The following is a 19,232-nucleotide window of genomic DNA, read 5'->3' on the forward strand; positions in this document are numbered from 1 at the left end:
TTTTTTGCTACAAACTTAAAGTTGGTTGTTTGGTGATAGTTTGGTTACTAGTTTTTGATGGTTATAGCTAGGCTTTTTAGATAGTATACACCATAAAAAACCAATATCAATCGATCAAAAGTTCAATAACTTTTCCAATTATCTTTTTAAGTCACTCACAAAATTACATTTTGTTATTACTAATTACTAATTACTAACAATTTTGTATTCTTGATCAATTTCATGCAAAGATGTTAATGCTTAGAAATTTAAAATCGCAACTTCCGATAACTGATAACTGATAACTGATAACTGATAACTATAACTTAAATAGCCGTGATTGAAAGGCATGTTTAACTTGCTCGAATCACTTCGTTAGTTTTGAGCTCTTTTTGCTAGCTGAAGGCAATAATAATTATGGGTTGGCGCAAAAAAGCGAATAGTGAATGCCCGAAATAGCTACCATATGAAAGTGAGAAAAATATTTATTCCATTATCTTCTATTTACGAACGAGTAGGGAATAAATTACTTTTTTTTTCGATATCAAAGTGATCACTGATATTTGCAAAATTCTTAAAAGTTACGTATTTGTACATCACGAAACCGATCATCATTCCGAAGGTATTAAGAACAATATCATCAATATCTGCGACACCTCGTCCCGTCATATATTGTGAAGATTCTACAATACTTATTGCAACAATAAAGAATAAAGTAATTGGGAAAAATCTATTGAATTTATTAATACATAATCCTAACCAACCAAAGGGGGAAAACAAAAAAATATTACCGATTATATTGACTGCAAATGCATTTTCTTCTACATCATCATTAAAAAAATGATCGATGGTAATGAATGGTTGAAGTTGAATGTAAGAAATCCCTGAGGGTTCTCGGCCAGATGCATAGAACATCATGTACAATAAAACAATAGTGTATAAGGCAATAAATACGGCAAAGTATCTTTTCATAGGTTTCCTTTTTGAGGATTAGTACTAAAAGAGATTAAAGTGCTTACTAGTTTTGAATAGATAGCATCAATTATCTGACCTTTACCACTTTCTTTTTGATACTTTATTACTCTTTATAAGTATTTAACATAAAAAAGGTCCCAAATCTTGCGAAAGGGAACCTGCTAAGTTGTATTTCTATGAAAATTAATAGAATGATACGTTAGTAAGAAACCTTAAGATGATCCATATATTTGCTCTGAATATATTCTCTCTGAGGAAATTTGTTTTCCTTTGGTGCCTTCCAAAAAGTATTTTGATAATCTTTGGTGACAAATGTAGAACATATTGGAGACTTGGATATAATCTGAACTGCAATAGTTGTAATGGTACGATGTTCGCCAATTTTGAAAATAGGAATCTTCTCTGCTGACTCTACTTTATCTCCATTACTATACGTTGCCGTCCACGTGTAGAGATACTCTGGATGATTGGCATTGGGAAAAAATGAAACGGTAGTGTCATCTACCTTTACTTCTTTAAAATCATTCACCAAGATTCCACATTTGGATTTGGTATTTTCTAATTCATCTACTGCAACAGCTTCTATCTTTTTTGTACACTCTTGCATACCGTTATTAGTAAGAACCAATACAGAAATTTCTGAGTTTTCTGCATTGGTAGCTTGTACAGATACTTGGTTTTGCTTGTTGTTCCCCAATATTTTTAGTGTAGGTGAAGACCACTGATAGCAGTCATCGCATTGTGCTTTTGTATCTACAGTAAAACTAATGGGTTGGCTACTCGTCATAGCACTATTGCTTGTGATGGTGCACTGTGCATACGCCTGACTTATTGCTAAATGAGCAGCAATAAAAATAATTTTTTTCATTAAACAGGATTTGTGATTTGTGTGTGTTTTTTTTAAATTTTAAACTTGAATAACTCCTAAGTTGAATTTCTCTGTGATAGGCGCGTGATCCGCAGCTTCTATACCCATAGAAATCCATTTTCTAGTATCAATAGGATTGATGATTGCATCCGTCCACAATCTTGAAGCAGCATAAGTAGCTTGAGTTTGAGTTTGGTACTTTTTGGCGATAGAATCTAAGATTTCTTTTCTTACTTCTTCTGTAATCTCTTTTCCTTGTTTTTTAAGAGTAGATTCTTGGATCTGAGCTAAAACTTTAGCTGCTTGCGTTCCACCCATTACTGCAAGATCTGCCCAAGGCCAAGCCACAATAAGACGAGGATCATAAGCCTTACCACACATTGCATAATTACCTGCACCGTAAGAATTACCAGTGATTATAGTAAATTTTGGCACTACAGAATTGGATACTGCATTCACCATTTTTGCACCATCTTTGATGATTCCTCCTTGCTCAGACTTGGAACCAACCATAAATCCGGTAACATCTTGTAAGAAAATTAAAGGGATTTTTCTTTGGTTACAATTTGCAATAAATCTTGTCGCTTTATCAGCTGAATCGGAGTAGATTACGCCACCAAATTGCATTTCACCTTTACCACTTTTTACCAATTTTCTTTGGTTTGCAACAATACCTACAGACCAACCGTCTACTCTTGCAGTAGCACAGATAATAGTTTTTCCGTAATCTGGTTTGTATTCTTCGAATTCAGAATTGTCTACAATACATTTTATGATATCTAAAGTGTCGTATTGGTCTGCACGAGATACTGGCATAATACCAAAGATATCGTCTATGTTTTGTTTTGGAGGAAAGCTTTCAATTCTATCAAAACCAGCTTTTTCGTAGCTTCCAATAGATTTCATAATATTTTTGATTCTCATCAAAGCATCCTTGTCATCCTTGGCTTTGTAATCTGTAACTCCAGAGATGGAGCAATGAGTAGTTGCACCACCCAAAGTTTCGTTATCAATGGTTTCACCAATCGCAGCTTTTACAAGATAGCTTCCAGCAAGAAATATAGAACCCGTTTTGTCTACAATCATAGCCTCGTCGCTCATAATTGGAAGATAAGCGCCACCCGCAACACAACTTCCCATTACTGCAGAAATCTGGATAATACCCATAGAACTCATCTTGGCGTTGTTTCTAAAAATTCTACCAAAGTGTTCTTTATCAGGGAAAATTTCGTCTTGCATTGGAAGATATACTCCTGCAGAATCTACCAAATAGATAATAGGAAGTTTGTTTTCCATTGCAATTTCTTGCGCTCTTAGATTTTTTTTACCTGTAATAGGAAACCAAGCGCCTGCTTTTACAGAAGCATCATTAGCGACTACTAAACATTGTTTACCAGAAACATATCCCATAACTACAACAACTCCACCAGCGGGGCATCCGCCATGTTCCTCGTACATTTCGTATCCTGCAAAAGCACCAATTTCTATAGAATCTGAATCTTTATCTAGTAAAAATTCTATTCTCTCTCTTGCTGTCATTTTACCTTCATCGCGAAGTTTTTGCAATCTTTTTTCGCCGCCACCTTTCTTTATTTCAGAAAGTAAGCGGTTGATTTCGGATAATTTTAGTTTATTTTGATCTTCTCTTTTGTTGAATTCGATATCCATGAAGTTTCATTTTTAATATGGCTAAAGATACTATTTTTATAAAAACTGAAAAAAAGAAGTGCGGTAAGTGTTAAAATTATGAACCTCAGTATTTTATGAAATATTTAACATGATATAATTTTTTCTATTTTAAATTATTATTAAATTTACATCAAAGGATAGGAACTGATTACTCCATAATTTCCTTTTATTCTTAGTTTATTTTTTAATAGTTTATTATTTGAAGGCCCTGAACGTTGCATAAACTTTCAGGGTTTTTTCTTGATGAATTTGCTAGGGGACGGATTGTTATTAGATATCAAAATAGGAAAGAATAAATTCTACTTTTAAAGCCATCAATTGTGTAAATTTGCTTTTTCCGATAACCCATCTATTTTTATGCAAAAATTAGCACTTTTTAGACTCCACCTTATTGTTTTTCTGTGGGGTTTTACAGCCATACTAGGGAAGCTGATCCACACTGAAGCCCCTATTTTGGTTTTTTATAGAATGTTATTTGCAGCAGGATTTTTATTTATTTATCTAAAAATTTTTAAAAAAGAAAGTATAAAGGTCAGTAGGAAAATATTTTTCCAATTGGCAACAATTGGTCTATTTATGGGGCTTCATTGGCTATGCTTCTTTTATTCTATTAAAGAATCTAATGTATCCATTGCATTAAGTTGTTTATCATTATCCACATTATTTGCATCCATTCTAGAGCCTTTAGTCTTTAAGCGAAAGATTGATACTTCAGAAGTCATCATGGGTGTTGTAATTGTAGCGTGTATTTTACTTATTTTCAAAACGGAATTTCAATATAAAATAGGGATTATGTATGGCGCTCTCTGTGCTATATTCGGGACTATATTTTCTGTATTTAATGGGAAAATGTTTGGTAAAACAAGCTCTGGAAATATTATTTTTTATGAAATTTTCAGCGGATGGGCTATATTATCTATGTTTTATGTTTTCACTGGACAAATATTTCAGATGCATGAAATAAGTTACCGAGATATTGCGTTAATAGGAGTGTTAGCAAGTCTATTTACCGCATATCCCATGTTAGAATCTGTGAAGTTAATGAAGTATATTTCGCCCTTTACATTAATTTTAACTGTAAATTTGGAACCCGTCTACGGTATTATACTAGCTTTTTTTATCTTTGGAGAATCGGAACATATGAGCCCCATATTTTATATAGCCTCATTAGTAATGATATTGGCTATTGTTGCGAATGCAATTATAAAAACTAAGAAACAAAAACAAAACAATTAAGCATCAATTTATATGATGAAAAAATATTTTTTATTATTATTTCCATTAATCTTGGGGACAACCAAAGCTCAGATTATCAGAAAATATTCCAACGAATTTCTGAATATTGGAGCAGGCGCAAGAGGATTAGGAATGGGTGGTGCCGTAATTTCTAATCAAGATGATGTGTATTCTCCAATGTGGAATCCTGCAGGATTGATGGGTGTGAAAAGAGATTGGCAAGGAGCAGCAATGCATGCAGAATATTTCGAATCTATAGCAAAATACGATTATTTGGCTTACGCAAAAGTGCTAGAAGAAGGTGTTTTTGGAGTTTCTATTGTACGTCTTGGGGTAGACAATATTCTCAATACCACGCAGATGATTGATCCTACAGGAAATATTGATTATGATAAAATTACCAAATTTTCTCAATCAGATTATGCGGCTATTATATCCTATGCCTTTAAACCTGGAGGAAATCAGAAATTAGATGTTGGGGTGAATGCCAAGATTGTCTATAGAAATGTAGGGAAATTTGCTAGTGGTTATGGTTTTGGTTTTGATGTTGGGGCAATTTATAAAGCGGATAATGGCTGGAGATATGGAGGGATGCTTAGAGATGCTACTACAACCGTTAACTTTTGGACGATTAACCAAAAAGAATTGTCAACAGTAGTAAATGGGGAAGAATTCAACCCAGCGCCAGCAGATAAAATGGAACTTACGATGCCGAAGCTCAATGTGGGAGCAAGTAAAATGTTTGAAATAAATAATAGTTTATACGTTCTTCCAGAAGCAGGTATTAACGTAGATTTTGCCAAGACTGCAGCTTTATTATCCACAGATTTTGCAAGTATTACCCCTTACGCAGGAGCAGAATTGGGATATCAAAAGATGATATTTGTAAGACTAGGTGTCAATAGATTTCAATCCATCACGGATATAGAAGATTTGCAAAGAAAAGTGTCTTTTCAGCCGAGCGCCGGTTTAGGAATACGATACAGAGGACTTACTTTAGACTATGCCATCAGCAATTCTGGAATTGGTGGATCTAATTTTTATTCTAATTTCTTCTCCTTAAAACTAGATATGGGAGAATTTAGAAATGATTAAATTTAACAATAAAAGTACAAAATAGAAATTGATCTATTTTTTTATAACAAAATACAATGAAACCAATGAAGAAATTTTCTATAATGCTAGCAACAGTTTGTGCGAGTTTTGCCTTTGCGCAAAAAGTTTCAGATTACAAATACATATCTGTTCCCGAAAAATTAACTACATTCAAAAATGATGACTTCGGTACAATAGGAGCTTTAACAAAAGCATTAAAGGCAAAAAAATATATCGTTGTATCAGGTTCTAATGATAATGACAATTCTTGTCAGGTTTTACACGCTGATATTTTGGATGACAGTAGTTTTCTAAAGAACAAAATTATCTTAAAGTTTACAGATTGCAAAAATAATGTAGTACTTACACAAAAGGGATCATCTTCTATTAAAGACTTTAGAGAAGGGTATCAAGATGCTTTACAACGTACGTTGATCGCTGTGCCTATCTCTAGCCCTACAAATCAATTATCTACTGATGTACAAAATCATCAAGTGCCACCAACTAAAACTTCAAGTGCAACTGCAGAAAATAGTATTGAGAAAAAATCTGTAAAATATAATAATGGTAAAGTAACCTTACAAAAAATTCAGATAGACGACGAACAATTTATTTTGGTGGATAACAATAGTTCTGTTCCTTATGCAACATTTAAAAATACCAATAAAAAAGATGTCTTCCGGGTGAAATTAGCTAATGGACAAGCTACTTTTGGATATTTTGATAAAGGTGACATTACGATAGAAATCCCACAAAGCAATGGAGAATATGTAAATGAAGTTTTCTCTGCTCAATAATTTAACGAGATTTAATTACACAAAAAAGCTTTTTCAAATTATTTGAAAAAGTTTTTTTATTTTACACTGTATGAAAAAAACTGTATACAATGAGCGCTTTACTTTTTCCTAAAATTTCTTCTAAAGTTTCTAAGTTGGCTTCTTTTACTCTTTTAACAGACTTTAGTTTAGACAAAAGTAGTTCTATTGTTTTATCTCCGATGCCTGGTATTTCTTCCAACTCAGATTTTATGGTAGAATTGGTACGTCGTGCACGGTGATGCTTAACCCCAAAACGGTGTGATTCATCTCGAACTCGCTGCAGAACTTTTAAGGTTTCAGATTTTTTATCGAGATACAAAGGGATCGAATCTTCAGGAAAGTAGATTTCCTCCAACCGTTTTGCAATGCCTATAATGGTGATTTTTCCGTATAGCCCTAATAATTTTAAACTCTTTACAGCAGATGATAATTGTCCCTTTCCACCATCAATTAAAATCAATTGAGGTAAGCTATCGCCTTCGTCCAATAACCTTTTGTAGCGCCTAAAGATCACTTCTTCCATTGTGGCATAATCATCTGGACCTACCACTGTTTTGGGATGAAAAATTCTATAATCTGCTTTACTAGGTTTTCCGTCTTTGAAAACTACACACGCTGAAACAGGATTGGTTCCTTGAATGTTGGAGTTATCAAAACCTTCTATATGTCTTGGTTCCACAGGCATTCTCAGCAGTTTTTGCATCTCTGCCATTATTCTATTAGAATGTCTTTCCGGATCTACAATTTGTACTTGTTTTAGTTTTTCAATTCTGTATTCTTTGGCATTTTTCTCTGATAATTCTACGATTCGTTTTTTGTCGCCAACCTTGGGAACGATTAATTTGACGTTCGGAATTTCTAAACTTAAATGAAAAGGAATAAGAATTTCGCTAGAATCTGAATTAAATTTCTGACGAATTTCTATCATCGCTTCTTCCAAAATATCCTCATCGCTTTCCTCCAAAATCTTTTTAATCTCTGTGGTAAAACTTTGGATAATGTTTCCGTTTCTTATTTTAAAATAATTCACATATGCCGCCGTCTCGTCACTCGTCATCCCAAATACATCTACATCATCTATATTAGGGTGTATAATGGTATTTTTTACCTGATAGTTTTCTAAAATATCTAATCTTTCTTTAACAATCTGTGCATTCTCGAACTGTAAGATACTCGCATATTTCATCATCTGACTATTCAGATATTCTTTGGCTTTTTTGAAATCTCCCTTTATAATACCGCGAATAGAATCTATTTTTTCGTCGTAATCTTCCTTACTTTCTAGTCCTTCACAAGGGCCTTCACAATTTTTAATATGATATTCTAGGCACACTTTATATTTTCCCTCTTCTATTTTGTTGGGTGTAAGATTGAGGTTACAAGATCTTAGTTTGTAGATATGTTTTATGGTGTCTAATAATATTTTGGCTGGTCTTACTTTTGCATAGGGACCATAATATTCCGAGCCATCTTTAATCATGGTTCTGGTCATGAAAATTCTAGGGAAAGCTTCATTTTTAATGCAAATCCAAGGATACGTTTTATCATCCTTCAGCATCACGTTATAGAGTGGCTGATGTTCTTTTATTAGATTATTCTCCAACAAAAGTGCGTCGTATTCGCTATTTACAATAGTTGTTTCTAGTCGATTTATCTTGCCTACCATTACTTTAATACGGTAGCCAGGAAGATTTTTGTTGAAGTAGGAGAGAACCCTTTTTTTTAGATTTTTGGCTTTTCCTACATACAAGAGTTTCTCGTTTTTATCGTAATATCGATAAACACCAGGATCTGATGGTAAAGTTTTGAGTTGTAGTTCTAAAGACGGATTCATATAACAAAACTACGGAATATTAAGGTATTTTATTTTTATTTATTTGGAATATTTAATTTTTAATTGGCGAATGAATGGGTTATTGGTAAAGAAAAGTTTTGTATAAAATCTTAAATTTTAGTTAATAATTATTAGTTGAAACTAAACAAAAAACCAAATTGGTTGCGGTTTATTTTAAAATGTAAAATAATCCACAAAAGGATTTGTTTAAAAAGTGTATTTTTAGTGAAAACTTTTTAGAAATGATATACGGAGTAGATATTTTTACTTTCCAAGATGTTTTGGAGATTTGTAAAGACCCTAATAAAGCATTTTTGAACGATGTTGCTATCCAGCAAATCCTCAGGTCTCAGGATAATGTGAAACAGATAGTGGCTTCAGATCGTTGTGTTTATGGTATTAATACAGGATTTGGACCTTTATGTGATGTGAAAATTTCTGCTGACGAAACGGCGCAACTTCAATATAATCTCATTATCTCTCATGCTGTAGGGGTGGGAAAACCTATTGACAAAGAATTATCAAAAATAATGATGATTGCAAAGATTCATGCTTTGTCTAAAGGGTTTTCGGGAGTTTCTCTTGAAGTAATAGAGCGACTGATCATTATGTTGGAGATGGACATTATTCCTGTAGTGCCAGAACAAGGTTCTGTAGGTGCATCTGGAGATTTGGCTCCTTTGTCTCACTTGGTTTTACCTCTTTTAGGATTAGGGCAAGTGTGGATAGGTAATGAAATTTTTGATAGTGCCGAAATTTTAGATCGATATAACCTTGAAGTTTTGACATTAGGCCCAAAAGAAGGTTTAGGATTGATCAATGGAACTCAATTTATTTTGGCTCATGCCATTAAAGGATTAGAAAAATTCGAGTACTTATTAGACCTTGCAGATCTTGCGGCAGCAATGAGTATCGAGGCATACAGAGGCTCTGCAAGTCCATTCAAAAAAGAACTTCATGATATAAGACCATTCGAAGGAAGCAAATTGGTTGCTGCGAGAATGTTGAAATTTCTGAAAAATTCTGAAAACCTAAAAGCACATGAAGAATGCGAAAGGGTACAAGATCCATACTCTATGAGATGTGTACCACAAGTACATGGTGCAAGTAGAAACGCCTTCGAACATCTAAAACAAATGGCAAATACAGAACTAAATTCTGTAACTGATAATCCAATTGTATTAAGCGCTGAAGAATCTATTTCTGGTGGTAATTTCCACGGCCAGTTGATGGCAATGCCTTTAGATTATGCTACTTTGGCTGCTGCAGAATTGGGTAATATTTCGGATAGAAGAAGTTATCTTTTGTTGGAAGGAAAATATGGTTTGCCAAGATTACTTACAGAAAGTTCAGGGTTAAATTCTGGATTTATGATTCCTCAATATACCACAGCAGCACTGGTTACAGAGAACAAAACGCTTTGTTTCCCAGCATCGGCAGACTCTATACCAACCAGTTTGGGGCAAGAAGATCATGTTTCTATGGGAAGTATTTCGGGGAGAAAATTCAATCAGGTTTTAGGAAATTTAGTGAATATTTTGGCGGTAGAACTCATGTTTGCGGCGCAAGGTTTAGAATTCAGAAGACCTGCACAATGTTCTAAAGTGGTAGAAGATAACTACACAATTATCCGTACGAAAGTAAAAAAACTAGAAGAAGATCGCCTTATTGGGAAGGATATTTTAGCAATTGCACAGCTGATTAATGAAAGAAGATTAATAGTTACAATTTAATTAAAAATGAAAAAATATATTGTAGGATTTTGCCTATTATCTAACCTTTCTTTTTTTGCACAAAGCTCTAAAGCTACAAAAATAAATGAGTTGATACAGATAACAGGCACTACCAAAGTTGCTACCGATGGTATAAAACAATTTATAGAGGTGTATAAACAAAACTATAAAGAAATTCCAAATTCATTTTGGGACGAGTATACCAAAGAAGCCATGAATACAGATTTTGCCAAGATGTATTCTCCTGTGTACGACAAGTATTATACGGAAGAAGATATAGATGCATTACTAAAATTTTATAAAAGCGATATCGGTAAAAAAATGGTTGCAAAATCGCCAAAAGTGATGAAAGAGAGTATGGATATTGGTAGAGTTTGGGGCGAAGGTCTTGCTCAGAAAGTCATTAAAAAACTGGAAGAGGAAAAAGGATATAAAAGTCCGCCGCCGCCAATGCGTTCAAAATCAAGGTAAATTAAAAGCTTCCAGATGGGAGCTTTTTTGTATTTTTAGGTATGATGAAAATTATAAAAAAGGTAGACTCCAATTTTCCTGATTTCCAAGAGTTGGTGAAATTATTGGATGCAGATTTAGCGGTAAGAGATGGCGAGGATCATGCTTTTTACCATCAATTCAATACCATTACTCAGTTGAAACATTGTGTGGTACTATATCAAGAGGATATTCCTTTGGCTTGTGGCGCGTTCAAAATTTATTCGGACAAAATAGTTGAAATAAAAAGAATATACACGGCAGAATCTAGCAGAGGAAATGGTTTTGCATCAACAATTTTGCAAGAATTAGAACTTTGGGCAAAAGAATTGGGCTACCAAAAATGCATTTTGGGAACGGGCATCAATCAACCTGAAGCCATAAAATTATACCATAAAATTGGATACCAAAAAATCCCTAATTACGATCAATACAAAGAAGTAGAAACCAGCATTTGCTTCGAGAAAAAATTGTAATTTTTTTATAATAAAAGTTTGTAACCTAAAATAGATTAATCTCCCAATTGATAATCTAACGGTAATAGTTTTTCTATTTTATCAGTAGAAAATGCACCCTGATTGGTAAGCAAATCCGGATTTGAAGTATTGCCATCTCTGTAGATTTCATACATTTCGCCTTCTAGATGAAGATAAGAAGTTTGAACAATGGGTAGAGTAGCTTTTACAATTTTACCTTTTTCAAATTCATAATAATATTTTTTATAATTAATTTGAATCATATGATCATAGGTCAAAAATAATTGTTCGCCAATTTTTTTTGTGTACTCAGATTCCGATAATTGTAACTTGGTTATTCCAATATTGTATTTGGGTTCTATGGCTTTTCTAGAACTGATATCCGAAATGTCATTAGGTATAGTAGCCGTCCTATTTTGTTTTACAAAATCAGAAAAATCCTTTAGCTTTTGCAGTTCTTGTTCTGTAGGATATTTAGGATTCGGAAACTTGGTAATTTGATTGACGATATATCCTTCATCCGAAACTTTTTTATTAAATATACTTCTGAAGAAATCAACCTGACTTCCCTCAAAAGCGTTCATTCTATTCAATTTTACTTTATCATTACTTTTAGTTTCTTTAAAAAAACTTGTACCGATAAATCGGGTGGTATTTTCATTGAAGTAGGCTGCAAAATCTTCCAAATTATATTCTATCGTGTACCCGAGGTTCTTGTTTTCTATAATTAAAGTTTGCGGAGCTTTTACCCTCAAAGTCTTGCTGCTTTTGTCATAGGAAAACTTCAAAGAACGTTGATTTTTTATTTTTACATTTTCTCTATCATTTCCCAAAAAAGAATCCAAAAAGAAATAGATATAATTTTTATAAGCTTCCTCTGTGTAAGGGACAATCTTTACTTCTTCAATCTCCTTAGATTTTAATAAAACTACTTTCAATGTTTTATCTACAACCTCAGCAGCATTAGTAGTGAATGTAGAATAATCATCTTTTTTGAAAACTAGTATACTTTCATTCTTAGACGTAATATCTAGGCTAAAACTTCCATCATCTGCAGAGATTGTTCCTGTTTTTGTACCATCTAGGTAGATATTTACATTACTTATAGGTTGCTCTAGATCATTTACTACTTTGCCTTTCACCATCTGAGCAAAAGAAATATAGAAGGGAAGGGCAAATAAAAAGAGTAATATCGTTTTTTTCATCATCAACAATATTACTCAAATTTTTATATTTAAAAAAGATATTAAAACTTACCCAATCCTCACACTGGTCATGCTCAAGCTTCCACCTATCAATTCATCATTAAAGAGTGATAATTGATCAGATTTATCCTTCAATCCCAAACTGTAGATTAGAGGCAAATAATGATCCGGACTTGGCACTGCATACTGCAAAGAAGTACCTTGTTTATGATAATCTATCAGATTTTGAAAGTTCCCATCCAATAGCCAATTATTGGTTTTCTCTCGTGCTTCTATTGCCCAATCCCAACCCGCTCCAACGATGTTGATGTTTTGCCAATCTATCAAACGCAGATTGTGTACTACATTTCCGCTTCCTATGATTAGGATTCCTTTATCACGAAGTTTATTGAGTCTTTTGGCAAGATCATAGTGGTATTGCGGAGGTTTAGTATAGTCAATACTTAGTTGTATTACTGGGATATTGGCTTCTGGGTACATATGTTTTATTACAGACCACGCCCCATGATCTAGTCCCCATTGATGATCTTCCTCAACCCAAGTTGGCGAAAGCAAACCTGCCGTTTCTTTTGCCAAAGTTGGACTTCCAGGCGCAGGATACTCTACATCGAATAATGCTTTTGGGAAACCTCCAAAATCGTGTATCGTCTGTGGCATATCCATCGCAGTAACTCTTGTTCCTTCTGTAAACCAATGCGCAGATACACAAAGTATCGCATTTGGAGTCGGGATTTCTTTTGCTTTATCTCTAAAACCTTGTACAAACTGATTTTCCTCTATCGCATTCATCGGAGAACCATGTCCCAAAAATAAGACAGGCATTCTTTGTGTATTCCCGAACTGATTGCTGATATTCTGTAGATCGTTGAGGTTCATGATATTTATTTTAATTAAACTAAATAATTAGTTGATGTGTATTTCTATTTCTGCCCCAAAAATAGGTCATTATTTTATTTGTTATGCGCACAAAAAATCGGATGCCAACTACGTCAACATCCGATTATGATTAGATTTTTGTTATAGTCAGCTTACGCTTGTTTTACAAACTGCAATTCTCCAGCAATTTTCACATCTTCACCTACCATTACACCACCAGCTTCTAGTGCTGCGTTCCAATTTAGGCCAAAGTCTTTTCTATTTATTTTTCCTTCAAAAGAAAAACCAGCTTTTGTATTTCCCCATGGGTCTACGTTGATACCTCCAAAGTCTACATCCAATTCTATTGGTTTTGTAACACCATTTAAAGTAAGGTTACCAGTAACAGTATTGTTCAAAGCATCAGATTCGAAAGTAATCGTTCCATTAGCTTCAGCATTGAAGAATTCTGGAGATTTCAAGTGATTATCTCTGTCTGTATTATTAGTCCAGATAGAATTTACATCTATAGTAGCCGTTGTTTTTGCGTTTTTGAAGGTATCGTCATCAGCATCTATTTCCGCATTGAAGGTTCTGAAACTTCCTTTAATATTAGAAATCATCATGTGTTTTACTTTAAAAGTAATTTCACTGTGTGCTGGGTCTAAATTCCATTTTGTTGCCATACTATTTATTATTATTTGGTTGTTATTTATACTGCAAATGTAGATCATCCCATATCCTCTAGCCATTGATGTAAGATAAGAAATCACTTTTTTTATTTTTTTTAGCGAGTTCCCGCTATCCACTTTTACTCCTCGCGCCAACGCATTTCCCATCGCTTGCTGTGGGGTAGCCGTTACTATCGGGGCTATTACGTAGCGTGTAGAGCACCTTTGTGCCTCTTTATATTCTATTTTTATAGAACGTAATGATAAAATTAAGATACATCATTTTATCATATGGTAGAAGAAATATAGGATAACAATCTTTTAATTTAACAATAATTAACAATTGAGTTTTATTTCATACTTTTGGAGCATTCAAAAAATGGACTATTTCTCGTTTATTTTGTAAGATTTAACAAGAATTTAGACCTGTATAAATAATAATAATATCTCCTATGAAATTATATCAATTTTCTCTATTCGCCTTGGTTTTGGGAAGTTCTGCAATGGCACAAACCCAAAAATTCACTATGGCAGAAGCTGTGAATGGCTTGCGAAGCAATTTAGCAATCAAAAATATTTCTCAGTTTTCTTGGTCAGAAGATGGCAAATCTTACATTCAAGCTGTGAAAGGCGGTTATTTGCTTACCGATATCAAAACCAACAAACAAGATACTTTGGTTTCTCTGTATCAACTGAACAAAAGTTTTGCAGATAAAAAACTGAAAGGTCTTCCGGCAATCAAATTTAATAATAATACAAACGCTACTTTTTCTGCCAACAACCAAATGTATTGGATGGAAAAATCGGGTAACGATTGGAAAATAAAGAGTACAACTGCTTTGGGTGACAATCCTAGCAATGTAAAAACGCTTTCGGATAACGAAACTCTAGTTTATACCAAAAAGAACAATCTTTTCGTCAACAAAAAAGGCAAAGAAATTGCCATCACCAATGATACCAACCCAAATATCCTTAATGGTTCTTCTACTGTACACAGAAACGAATTTGGGATAGACACAGGTATTTTTGCTTCTCCCAATGCACAAAGTGTTGCATTCTATAGGATGGATCAGACGATGGTAGCAGATTATCCAATCATAGATTGGTCTGTTACGCCTGCTACAAGTGAAAATATTAAGTATCCGATGGCTGGGAAAACATCTCACCAAGTAACATTGGGTGTTTACAACATCAAAAACGAGTCTACTACTTTTTTAAAAGTGGAAGGCGAAAAAGACCAATATCTTACGGCTATCACTTGGAGTCCAGACTCCAAATATATCTTCGTAGGCGTACTCAATAGAGGACAGAATCATCTAAAAATGAATCAGTATGATGCGTCCACAGGAAATTTTGTAAAAACACTTTTCGAGGAAAAGAGTGACAAATATGTAGAACCGCAACATCCTTTGTTATTTTTCCTAAACTCGAATACAGATTTTATTTGGCAATCTCAGAGATCGGGTTACAATCACCTTTATCACTACAATCTAGAGAAAGGTTTGGTGGCACAGATGACTAAAGGAGATTGGTTGGTGACTGATATTTTAGGATTCAACGAAAAAAAGAAAGAAATATATTATGTTTCTACCCAAAAGAGTCCTTTAGAAAGACATTTGTACAGAATCAATTGGACCAATTTCAAAACACAAAAATTAGACAACGCAGAAGGGATGCATTCTGGAGTTTTGAGCAAAGATGGAACTTATTTGTATGATGTGTATAGCAATTCTACCACACCAAGAATCGCAAACATCATCAATACAACTACGCTGAAATCTACCAATATCCTAAAGGCAGAAAACCCTCTGAAAAACTATGATCGTCCAGAGATAAAAAGCGTAAACCTAAAAGCAGATGACGGAACATTGTTATACGGAAAAATGATTCTCCCTACCAATTTTGATCCTACCAAAAAATATCCTGCTATAGTTTATCTGTACAACGGACCGCATTTGCAATTGGTAACTGATACTTTCCCAGCTTCGGGGAATCTTTGGTACGAATATATGGCACAAAATGGATATATCATTTTCACAATGGATGGTAGAGGTTCTTCTAACAGAGGACTAAAATTTGAGCAAGCTGTGTTCAGAAACCTTGGCACTACGGAGATGAACGATCAAATGAAAGGAGTAGAATATCTAAAATCTCTTCCTTATGTGAATGCCGATAAACTAGGTATACATGGTTGGAGCTTTGGAGGTTTTATGACGACTAGTTTTATGCTTCGTCAGCCCGATGTCTTCAAAGTAGGAGTTGCGGGTGGACCTGTAATCGATTGGAGTATGTACGAAATCATGTACGGAGAAAGATATATGGATTCACCACAAGAAAACCCTCAAGGCTATGCTGCTTCAAACCTTTTAGATAAGGTACAAAACCTAAAAGGTAAATTGCTAATGATACATGGAGCGCAAGACGACGTGGTAGTTTGGCAACACTCTATGAAGTTTGTAAAATCTGCTGTTGATCACGGCGTACAATTAGATTATTTTGCTTATCCTGGGCATCCACACAATGTAATTGGGAAAGATAGAGTTCACCTTATGCAAAAAATAACAGATTATTTCGATCTTTATTTAAAGAATTAATAAACAAAAATAAATGACCTCCATAAAAACGGATAGAGTACACTTTCAGACCTTCGATGCACTGAGATTTCTATCTTTTTTATTAGTTTTTTTACATCATTCCCCCATCCCTGCGACTCATTTTTTACACAAAATTTCTCAGGCAGGGGGAATTGGTGTTTCTTTTTTCTTCGTACTCAGCGGATTTCTAATCACATATCTTTTAATTCTAGAAAAATTAAATTCTAAGGATACCATTTCACTTCCCAAATTTTTTATAAGAAGAATTCTTAGAATATGGCCTTTGTATTATGCGATGGTTTTATTTGCTTTTTGTACGCCTTACATTTTAAATTTACTTCATCTTTCTGCTTCTGATGAAGGGTACGAGCCTCAATGGTTTTTTACCCTTACATTTTTAGAAAACTATGTAATGATGTATACTGATAGTTTTCCCAATGTTTCTCCACTGCGGGTAATGTGGTCCTTGTGTATAGAAGAACATTTTTATATCATCTGGGGCGTTGTTTTCTCTATTATTTCTCTGAAAAATATACCTAAATTTCTAGTTGGAAGTATTTTGTTTACCATAATTTCAAGAGTAGTATATCAAAATCTAAATCTTCTTACAGGAGACATCCTCACCAATATTGGATATTTTGCATTCGGAGGAATTCCTGCCTATTTATTTGTATTTAAATTAAATATAATCGAAAAGCTTGCTCAAATTCCCGCTCTTTATAAATATATTTTTGCTCTGTTTACAATGATAGTAATTATTGTTGATAGCAATTATTTTGCATTATCAGATCTTTCCAATTTTTTACTTTTTGCTACTTTATTTTCGCTTCTTATTTTATGTACTTTAGGAGATAAAAATGTTTTTAAGATCTCAGATAAAACCATTTTAGCCTTTCTAGGTAAGTACACTTATGGTCTGTATCTATTTCATACTATTTTTATCAATTTATTTTTAAAAATGGGTAGCATGTATAATCTCCATTGGTTCACTATCATTGTTCTCTCATTACTTTTTACCATAATCTCCTCATATATTTCCTATCATTTATTTGAAAAGAGATTTCTGAAACTTAAAATGTACTAATCATTCTTTTTTTACATTTGTACATCGCCCCTTCTTATCACACATCAATGATGAGGTAGTTTATTTAAGATAAATTTGTACTCATAAATAAAAACAAAACAAATGGAATTAGGAATAGGTATGTTTGGCGATTTATCATTTGATCCAAATACAGGAAAATATAGAGATGCAGGCGCAAAACTACGAGAAATCATAGAGCAAGTGAAATTGATGGATGAGGTTGGGATAGATGTTTTTGCAATGGGCGAACATCACCGCGAAGACTACGCCGTATCTTCTCCAGAAATGATCTTGGCTGCCGCAGCCAGCATTACCAAAAATATAAAATTGGCGAGCGGAGTTACCGTTTTAAGTTCTTCCGAGCCTGTAAAAGTGTATGAAGACTACGCCACATTAGATTTACTATCTGATGGTAGAGCCGAAATAATGGTGGGAAGAGGAAGTTTCATAGAGTCTTTTCCGTTATATGGCTATTCTCTGAATGATTACGAACAATTATTTGATGAAAAATTAGATTTATTATTAAAAATAAATTCAGAAACCAATGTGACTTGGTCTGGTGAATTGCGCGCTCCCATGAAAAACCAAACCGTCTATCCAAGAGCAAAAAACAATGGCAAATTACCAATTTGGAGAGCAGTTGGAGGAACGCCACAGTCGGTTCTTAGTGCAGCACAATTGGGTATGCCTTTGGTAGTTGCCATCATTGGTGGAATGCCAAGCCAGTTCAAAAATTTGGTAGATTTCTACAAACAAGAATACATCAAAGCAGGTCATAAAAAAGAAGACATGCAGATTGCAATACACTCTCACACTTTTGTCAGCGAAAACAAGGAAGTGATAGAAGGCTATTTTGAAGATTACAAATCTCAGATGGATAGAATTGGCAAATCTAGAGGTTGGGCAGCTTACACCAAAATGCAATATGATGGAGGAAGAAGTAGGGAAGGAGCTTTATTTATTGGCACTCCAGATGAGGTTGCTAACAAAATAAAAGATATGAAAGAGATTTTCGGCATCACCAGATTTATTGGTCATATGGATGTAGGCGATCCCTCTCACGATGTTATGATGAATTCTATTGAGCTTTTCGGGAAGAAAGTAGCGCCGTTGGTGAGATAGTAAAATAAAATCCTCCTTTGAAATTTTCAAGGGAGGATTTTTTAGCTTTATAAATGTTGATATTCGTTTTTATAATCGTTTAGAAGTTGCGCAAGTTGAAGAGCAGACATTCCGTAAGTATCAGGAAAAGCTCCTGTTTTGGGCTTTATTTTATCGTTTTCTAAGAATTTTTTTTCGATATCAAAAACGACCATTTTATTGATGAAAAAATTTTTTGTTCTAAAATCGCTTACGGATTCCCAAGGAATAAAAGTGGTTTTAAAAAGATTTTTCATCTCAATTCCCTGCTCATTAATTTTCAAATAAGAAGAACTGGGAAGAATTTGAATAATAAATACAGCAAAGCAAATTCCGAAAAATACAATATTTAATATCCCAACAAGAAGATTTTTTTCTAGAAGTGTAACACCTAAAATAACAAAGGTTATACTTATTATCGATAATAAAATACTTTTTAATTTTGAAGGTTTTAATAGAATAGGTTCTTTTTTCATACATTTAATTTAAGA

The 19,232-nt window shown here is 33.8% G+C and carries 17 protein-coding genes; 9 read left to right on the forward strand and 8 right to left on the reverse strand.

Going from position 1 to position 19,232, the window contains the following annotated elements:
• Positions 1 to 483: 483 nt before the first annotated feature.
• From ACKI42_RS12065 to ACKI42_RS12075, 3 genes are all read right to left on the reverse strand, one after another.
• The gene (locus ACKI42_RS12065) at positions 484 to 951 is read right to left on the reverse strand and encodes a VanZ family protein (protein WP_407405781.1); all 468 of its coding nucleotides are present in this window, start codon (positions 949 to 951) and stop codon (positions 484 to 486) included.
• Positions 952 to 1,153: 202 nt separating this feature from the next.
• Positions 1,154 to 1,822, reverse strand: a complete 669-nt coding sequence (locus tag ACKI42_RS12070) for a hypothetical protein (protein ID WP_407405783.1) — start codon at positions 1,820 to 1,822, stop codon at positions 1,154 to 1,156.
• 39 nt (positions 1,823 to 1,861) lie between these two features.
• Complete coding sequence (locus ACKI42_RS12075; RefSeq protein ID WP_407405785.1) at positions 1,862 to 3,490, reverse strand: acyl-CoA carboxylase subunit beta; 1,629 nt, start codon at positions 3,488 to 3,490, stop codon at positions 1,862 to 1,864.
• 378 nt (positions 3,491 to 3,868) lie between these two features.
• Here ACKI42_RS12075 and ACKI42_RS12080 point away from each other — a divergent pair, with 378 nt between their 5' ends.
• The 3 genes from ACKI42_RS12080 (at position 3,869) to ACKI42_RS12090 (ending at position 6,639) form a co-directional block, all read left to right on the forward strand.
• On the forward strand, positions 3,869 to 4,747 hold the full coding sequence (locus tag ACKI42_RS12080) for a DMT family transporter (protein ID WP_407405787.1): 879 nt from the start codon (positions 3,869 to 3,871) through the stop codon (positions 4,745 to 4,747).
• A 12-nt stretch (positions 4,748 to 4,759) separates the two neighbouring features.
• Entirely contained in the window at positions 4,760 to 5,842 is a 1,083-nt protein-coding gene (locus ACKI42_RS12085) for a PorV/PorQ family protein (RefSeq protein ID WP_407405789.1), read from the forward strand.
• 65 nt (positions 5,843 to 5,907) lie between these two features.
• Positions 5,908 to 6,639 carry a hypothetical protein gene (locus ACKI42_RS12090; RefSeq protein WP_407405791.1) on the forward strand — a complete coding sequence of 244 codons (732 nt, stop codon included), beginning with the start codon at positions 5,908 to 5,910 and terminating at the stop codon, positions 6,637 to 6,639.
• 61 nt (positions 6,640 to 6,700) lie between these two features.
• Here ACKI42_RS12090 and uvrC read toward each other — a convergent pair whose 3' ends face one another.
• Complete coding sequence (gene uvrC / locus ACKI42_RS12095) at positions 6,701 to 8,494, reverse strand: excinuclease ABC subunit UvrC (protein ID WP_407405793.1); 1,794 nt, start codon at positions 8,492 to 8,494, stop codon at positions 6,701 to 6,703.
• Positions 8,495 to 8,736: 242 nt separating this feature from the next.
• Between uvrC and hutH the strand changes: the two genes are divergently transcribed.
• Genes hutH through ACKI42_RS12110 form a run of 3 tightly spaced genes read left to right on the forward strand, consistent with a single transcriptional unit; the run spans position 8,737 to position 11,192 of the window.
• Positions 8,737 to 10,227 carry a histidine ammonia-lyase gene (gene hutH / locus ACKI42_RS12100; RefSeq protein ID WP_407405795.1) on the forward strand — a complete coding sequence of 497 codons (1,491 nt, stop codon included), beginning with the start codon at positions 8,737 to 8,739 and terminating at the stop codon, positions 10,225 to 10,227.
• A gap of 6 nt (positions 10,228 to 10,233) precedes the next feature.
• Positions 10,234 to 10,698 carry a DUF2059 domain-containing protein gene (locus tag ACKI42_RS12105; RefSeq protein WP_407405797.1) on the forward strand — a complete coding sequence of 155 codons (465 nt, stop codon included), beginning with the start codon at positions 10,234 to 10,236 and terminating at the stop codon, positions 10,696 to 10,698.
• Between the two features lie 41 nt (positions 10,699 to 10,739).
• Entirely contained in the window at positions 10,740 to 11,192 is a 453-nt protein-coding gene (locus tag ACKI42_RS12110; protein ID WP_407405799.1) for a GNAT family N-acetyltransferase, read from the forward strand.
• 35 nt (positions 11,193 to 11,227) lie between these two features.
• Here the strand turns inward: ACKI42_RS12110 and ACKI42_RS12115 are convergent, their stop codons facing one another.
• From ACKI42_RS12115 to ACKI42_RS12125, 3 genes are all read right to left on the reverse strand, one after another.
• On the reverse strand, positions 11,228 to 12,400 hold the full coding sequence (locus tag ACKI42_RS12115; RefSeq protein ID WP_407405801.1) for a carboxypeptidase-like regulatory domain-containing protein: 1,173 nt from the start codon (positions 12,398 to 12,400) through the stop codon (positions 11,228 to 11,230).
• 45 nt (positions 12,401 to 12,445) lie between these two features.
• On the reverse strand, positions 12,446 to 13,273 hold the full coding sequence (gene ygiD, locus ACKI42_RS12120) for a 4,5-DOPA dioxygenase extradiol (protein WP_407405803.1): 828 nt from the start codon (positions 13,271 to 13,273) through the stop codon (positions 12,446 to 12,448).
• Positions 13,274 to 13,425: 152 nt separating this feature from the next.
• Positions 13,426 to 13,938, reverse strand: a complete 513-nt coding sequence (locus ACKI42_RS12125; protein WP_407405838.1) for a YceI family protein — start codon at positions 13,936 to 13,938, stop codon at positions 13,426 to 13,428.
• Between the two features lie 437 nt (positions 13,939 to 14,375).
• Here ACKI42_RS12125 and ACKI42_RS12130 point away from each other — a divergent pair, with 437 nt between their 5' ends.
• From ACKI42_RS12130 to ACKI42_RS12140, 3 genes are all read left to right on the forward strand, one after another.
• A complete protein-coding gene (locus ACKI42_RS12130) occupies positions 14,376 to 16,517 on the forward strand; it encodes a DPP IV N-terminal domain-containing protein (RefSeq protein WP_407405805.1) in 2,142 nt (713 codons plus the stop codon).
• 13 nt (positions 16,518 to 16,530) lie between these two features.
• Positions 16,531 to 17,601: an acyltransferase family protein gene (locus ACKI42_RS12135; protein WP_407405807.1), complete on the forward strand. Its 1,071-nt coding sequence runs from the start codon at positions 16,531 to 16,533 to the stop codon at positions 17,599 to 17,601.
• Between the two features lie 102 nt (positions 17,602 to 17,703).
• Positions 17,704 to 18,723, forward strand: a complete 1,020-nt coding sequence (locus tag ACKI42_RS12140; protein WP_407405809.1) for an LLM class flavin-dependent oxidoreductase — start codon at positions 17,704 to 17,706, stop codon at positions 18,721 to 18,723.
• A 47-nt stretch (positions 18,724 to 18,770) separates the two neighbouring features.
• Here ACKI42_RS12140 and ACKI42_RS12145 read toward each other — a convergent pair whose 3' ends face one another.
• Complete coding sequence (locus ACKI42_RS12145) at positions 18,771 to 19,217, reverse strand: STM3941 family protein (protein ID WP_407405811.1); 447 nt, start codon at positions 19,215 to 19,217, stop codon at positions 18,771 to 18,773.
• Between the last annotated feature and the right edge of the window lie 15 nt (positions 19,218 to 19,232).

The sequence above is a fragment of the Chryseobacterium sp. genome (genome assembly GCF_045629545.1).
Taxonomy (GTDB): domain Bacteria; phylum Bacteroidota; class Bacteroidia; order Flavobacteriales; family Weeksellaceae; genus Chryseobacterium.

What these genes read in the sequence shown, in the direction of transcription:
- ACKI42_RS12145 (WP_407405811.1), bottom strand. Translation starts at nt 19,217, where the DNA reads ATGAAAAAAGAACCTATTCTATTAAAACCTTCAAAATTAAAAAGTATT.
- ACKI42_RS12065 (WP_407405781.1), bottom strand. Translation starts at nt 951, where the DNA reads ATGAAAAGATACTTTGCCGTATTTATTGCCTTATACACTATTGTTTTA.
- ACKI42_RS12140 (WP_407405809.1), top strand. Translation starts at nt 17,704, where the DNA reads ATGGAATTAGGAATAGGTATGTTTGGCGATTTATCATTTGATCCAAAT.
- uvrC (WP_407405793.1), bottom strand. Translation starts at nt 8,494, where the DNA reads ATGAATCCGTCTTTAGAACTACAACTCAAAACTTTACCATCAGATCCT.
- ACKI42_RS12135 (WP_407405807.1), top strand. Translation starts at nt 16,531, where the DNA reads ATGACCTCCATAAAAACGGATAGAGTACACTTTCAGACCTTCGATGCA.
- ACKI42_RS12070 (WP_407405783.1), bottom strand. Translation starts at nt 1,822, where the DNA reads ATGAAAAAAATTATTTTTATTGCTGCTCATTTAGCAATAAGTCAGGCG.
- ACKI42_RS12115 (WP_407405801.1), bottom strand. Translation starts at nt 12,400, where the DNA reads ATGATGAAAAAAACGATATTACTCTTTTTATTTGCCCTTCCCTTCTAT.
- ACKI42_RS12105 (WP_407405797.1), top strand. Translation starts at nt 10,234, where the DNA reads ATGAAAAAATATATTGTAGGATTTTGCCTATTATCTAACCTTTCTTTT.
- ACKI42_RS12090 (WP_407405791.1), top strand. Translation starts at nt 5,908, where the DNA reads ATGAAGAAATTTTCTATAATGCTAGCAACAGTTTGTGCGAGTTTTGCC.
- ACKI42_RS12110 (WP_407405799.1), top strand. Translation starts at nt 10,740, where the DNA reads ATGATGAAAATTATAAAAAAGGTAGACTCCAATTTTCCTGATTTCCAA.
- ACKI42_RS12080 (WP_407405787.1), top strand. Translation starts at nt 3,869, where the DNA reads ATGCAAAAATTAGCACTTTTTAGACTCCACCTTATTGTTTTTCTGTGG.
- ygiD (WP_407405803.1), bottom strand. Translation starts at nt 13,273, where the DNA reads ATGAACCTCAACGATCTACAGAATATCAGCAATCAGTTCGGGAATACA.
- ACKI42_RS12125 (WP_407405838.1), bottom strand. Translation starts at nt 13,938, where the DNA reads ATGGCAACAAAATGGAATTTAGACCCAGCACACAGTGAAATTACTTTT.
- ACKI42_RS12075 (WP_407405785.1), bottom strand. Translation starts at nt 3,490, where the DNA reads ATGGATATCGAATTCAACAAAAGAGAAGATCAAAATAAACTAAAATTA.
- hutH (WP_407405795.1), top strand. Translation starts at nt 8,737, where the DNA reads ATGATATACGGAGTAGATATTTTTACTTTCCAAGATGTTTTGGAGATT.
- ACKI42_RS12130 (WP_407405805.1), top strand. Translation starts at nt 14,376, where the DNA reads ATGAAATTATATCAATTTTCTCTATTCGCCTTGGTTTTGGGAAGTTCT.
- ACKI42_RS12085 (WP_407405789.1), top strand. Translation starts at nt 4,760, where the DNA reads ATGATGAAAAAATATTTTTTATTATTATTTCCATTAATCTTGGGGACA.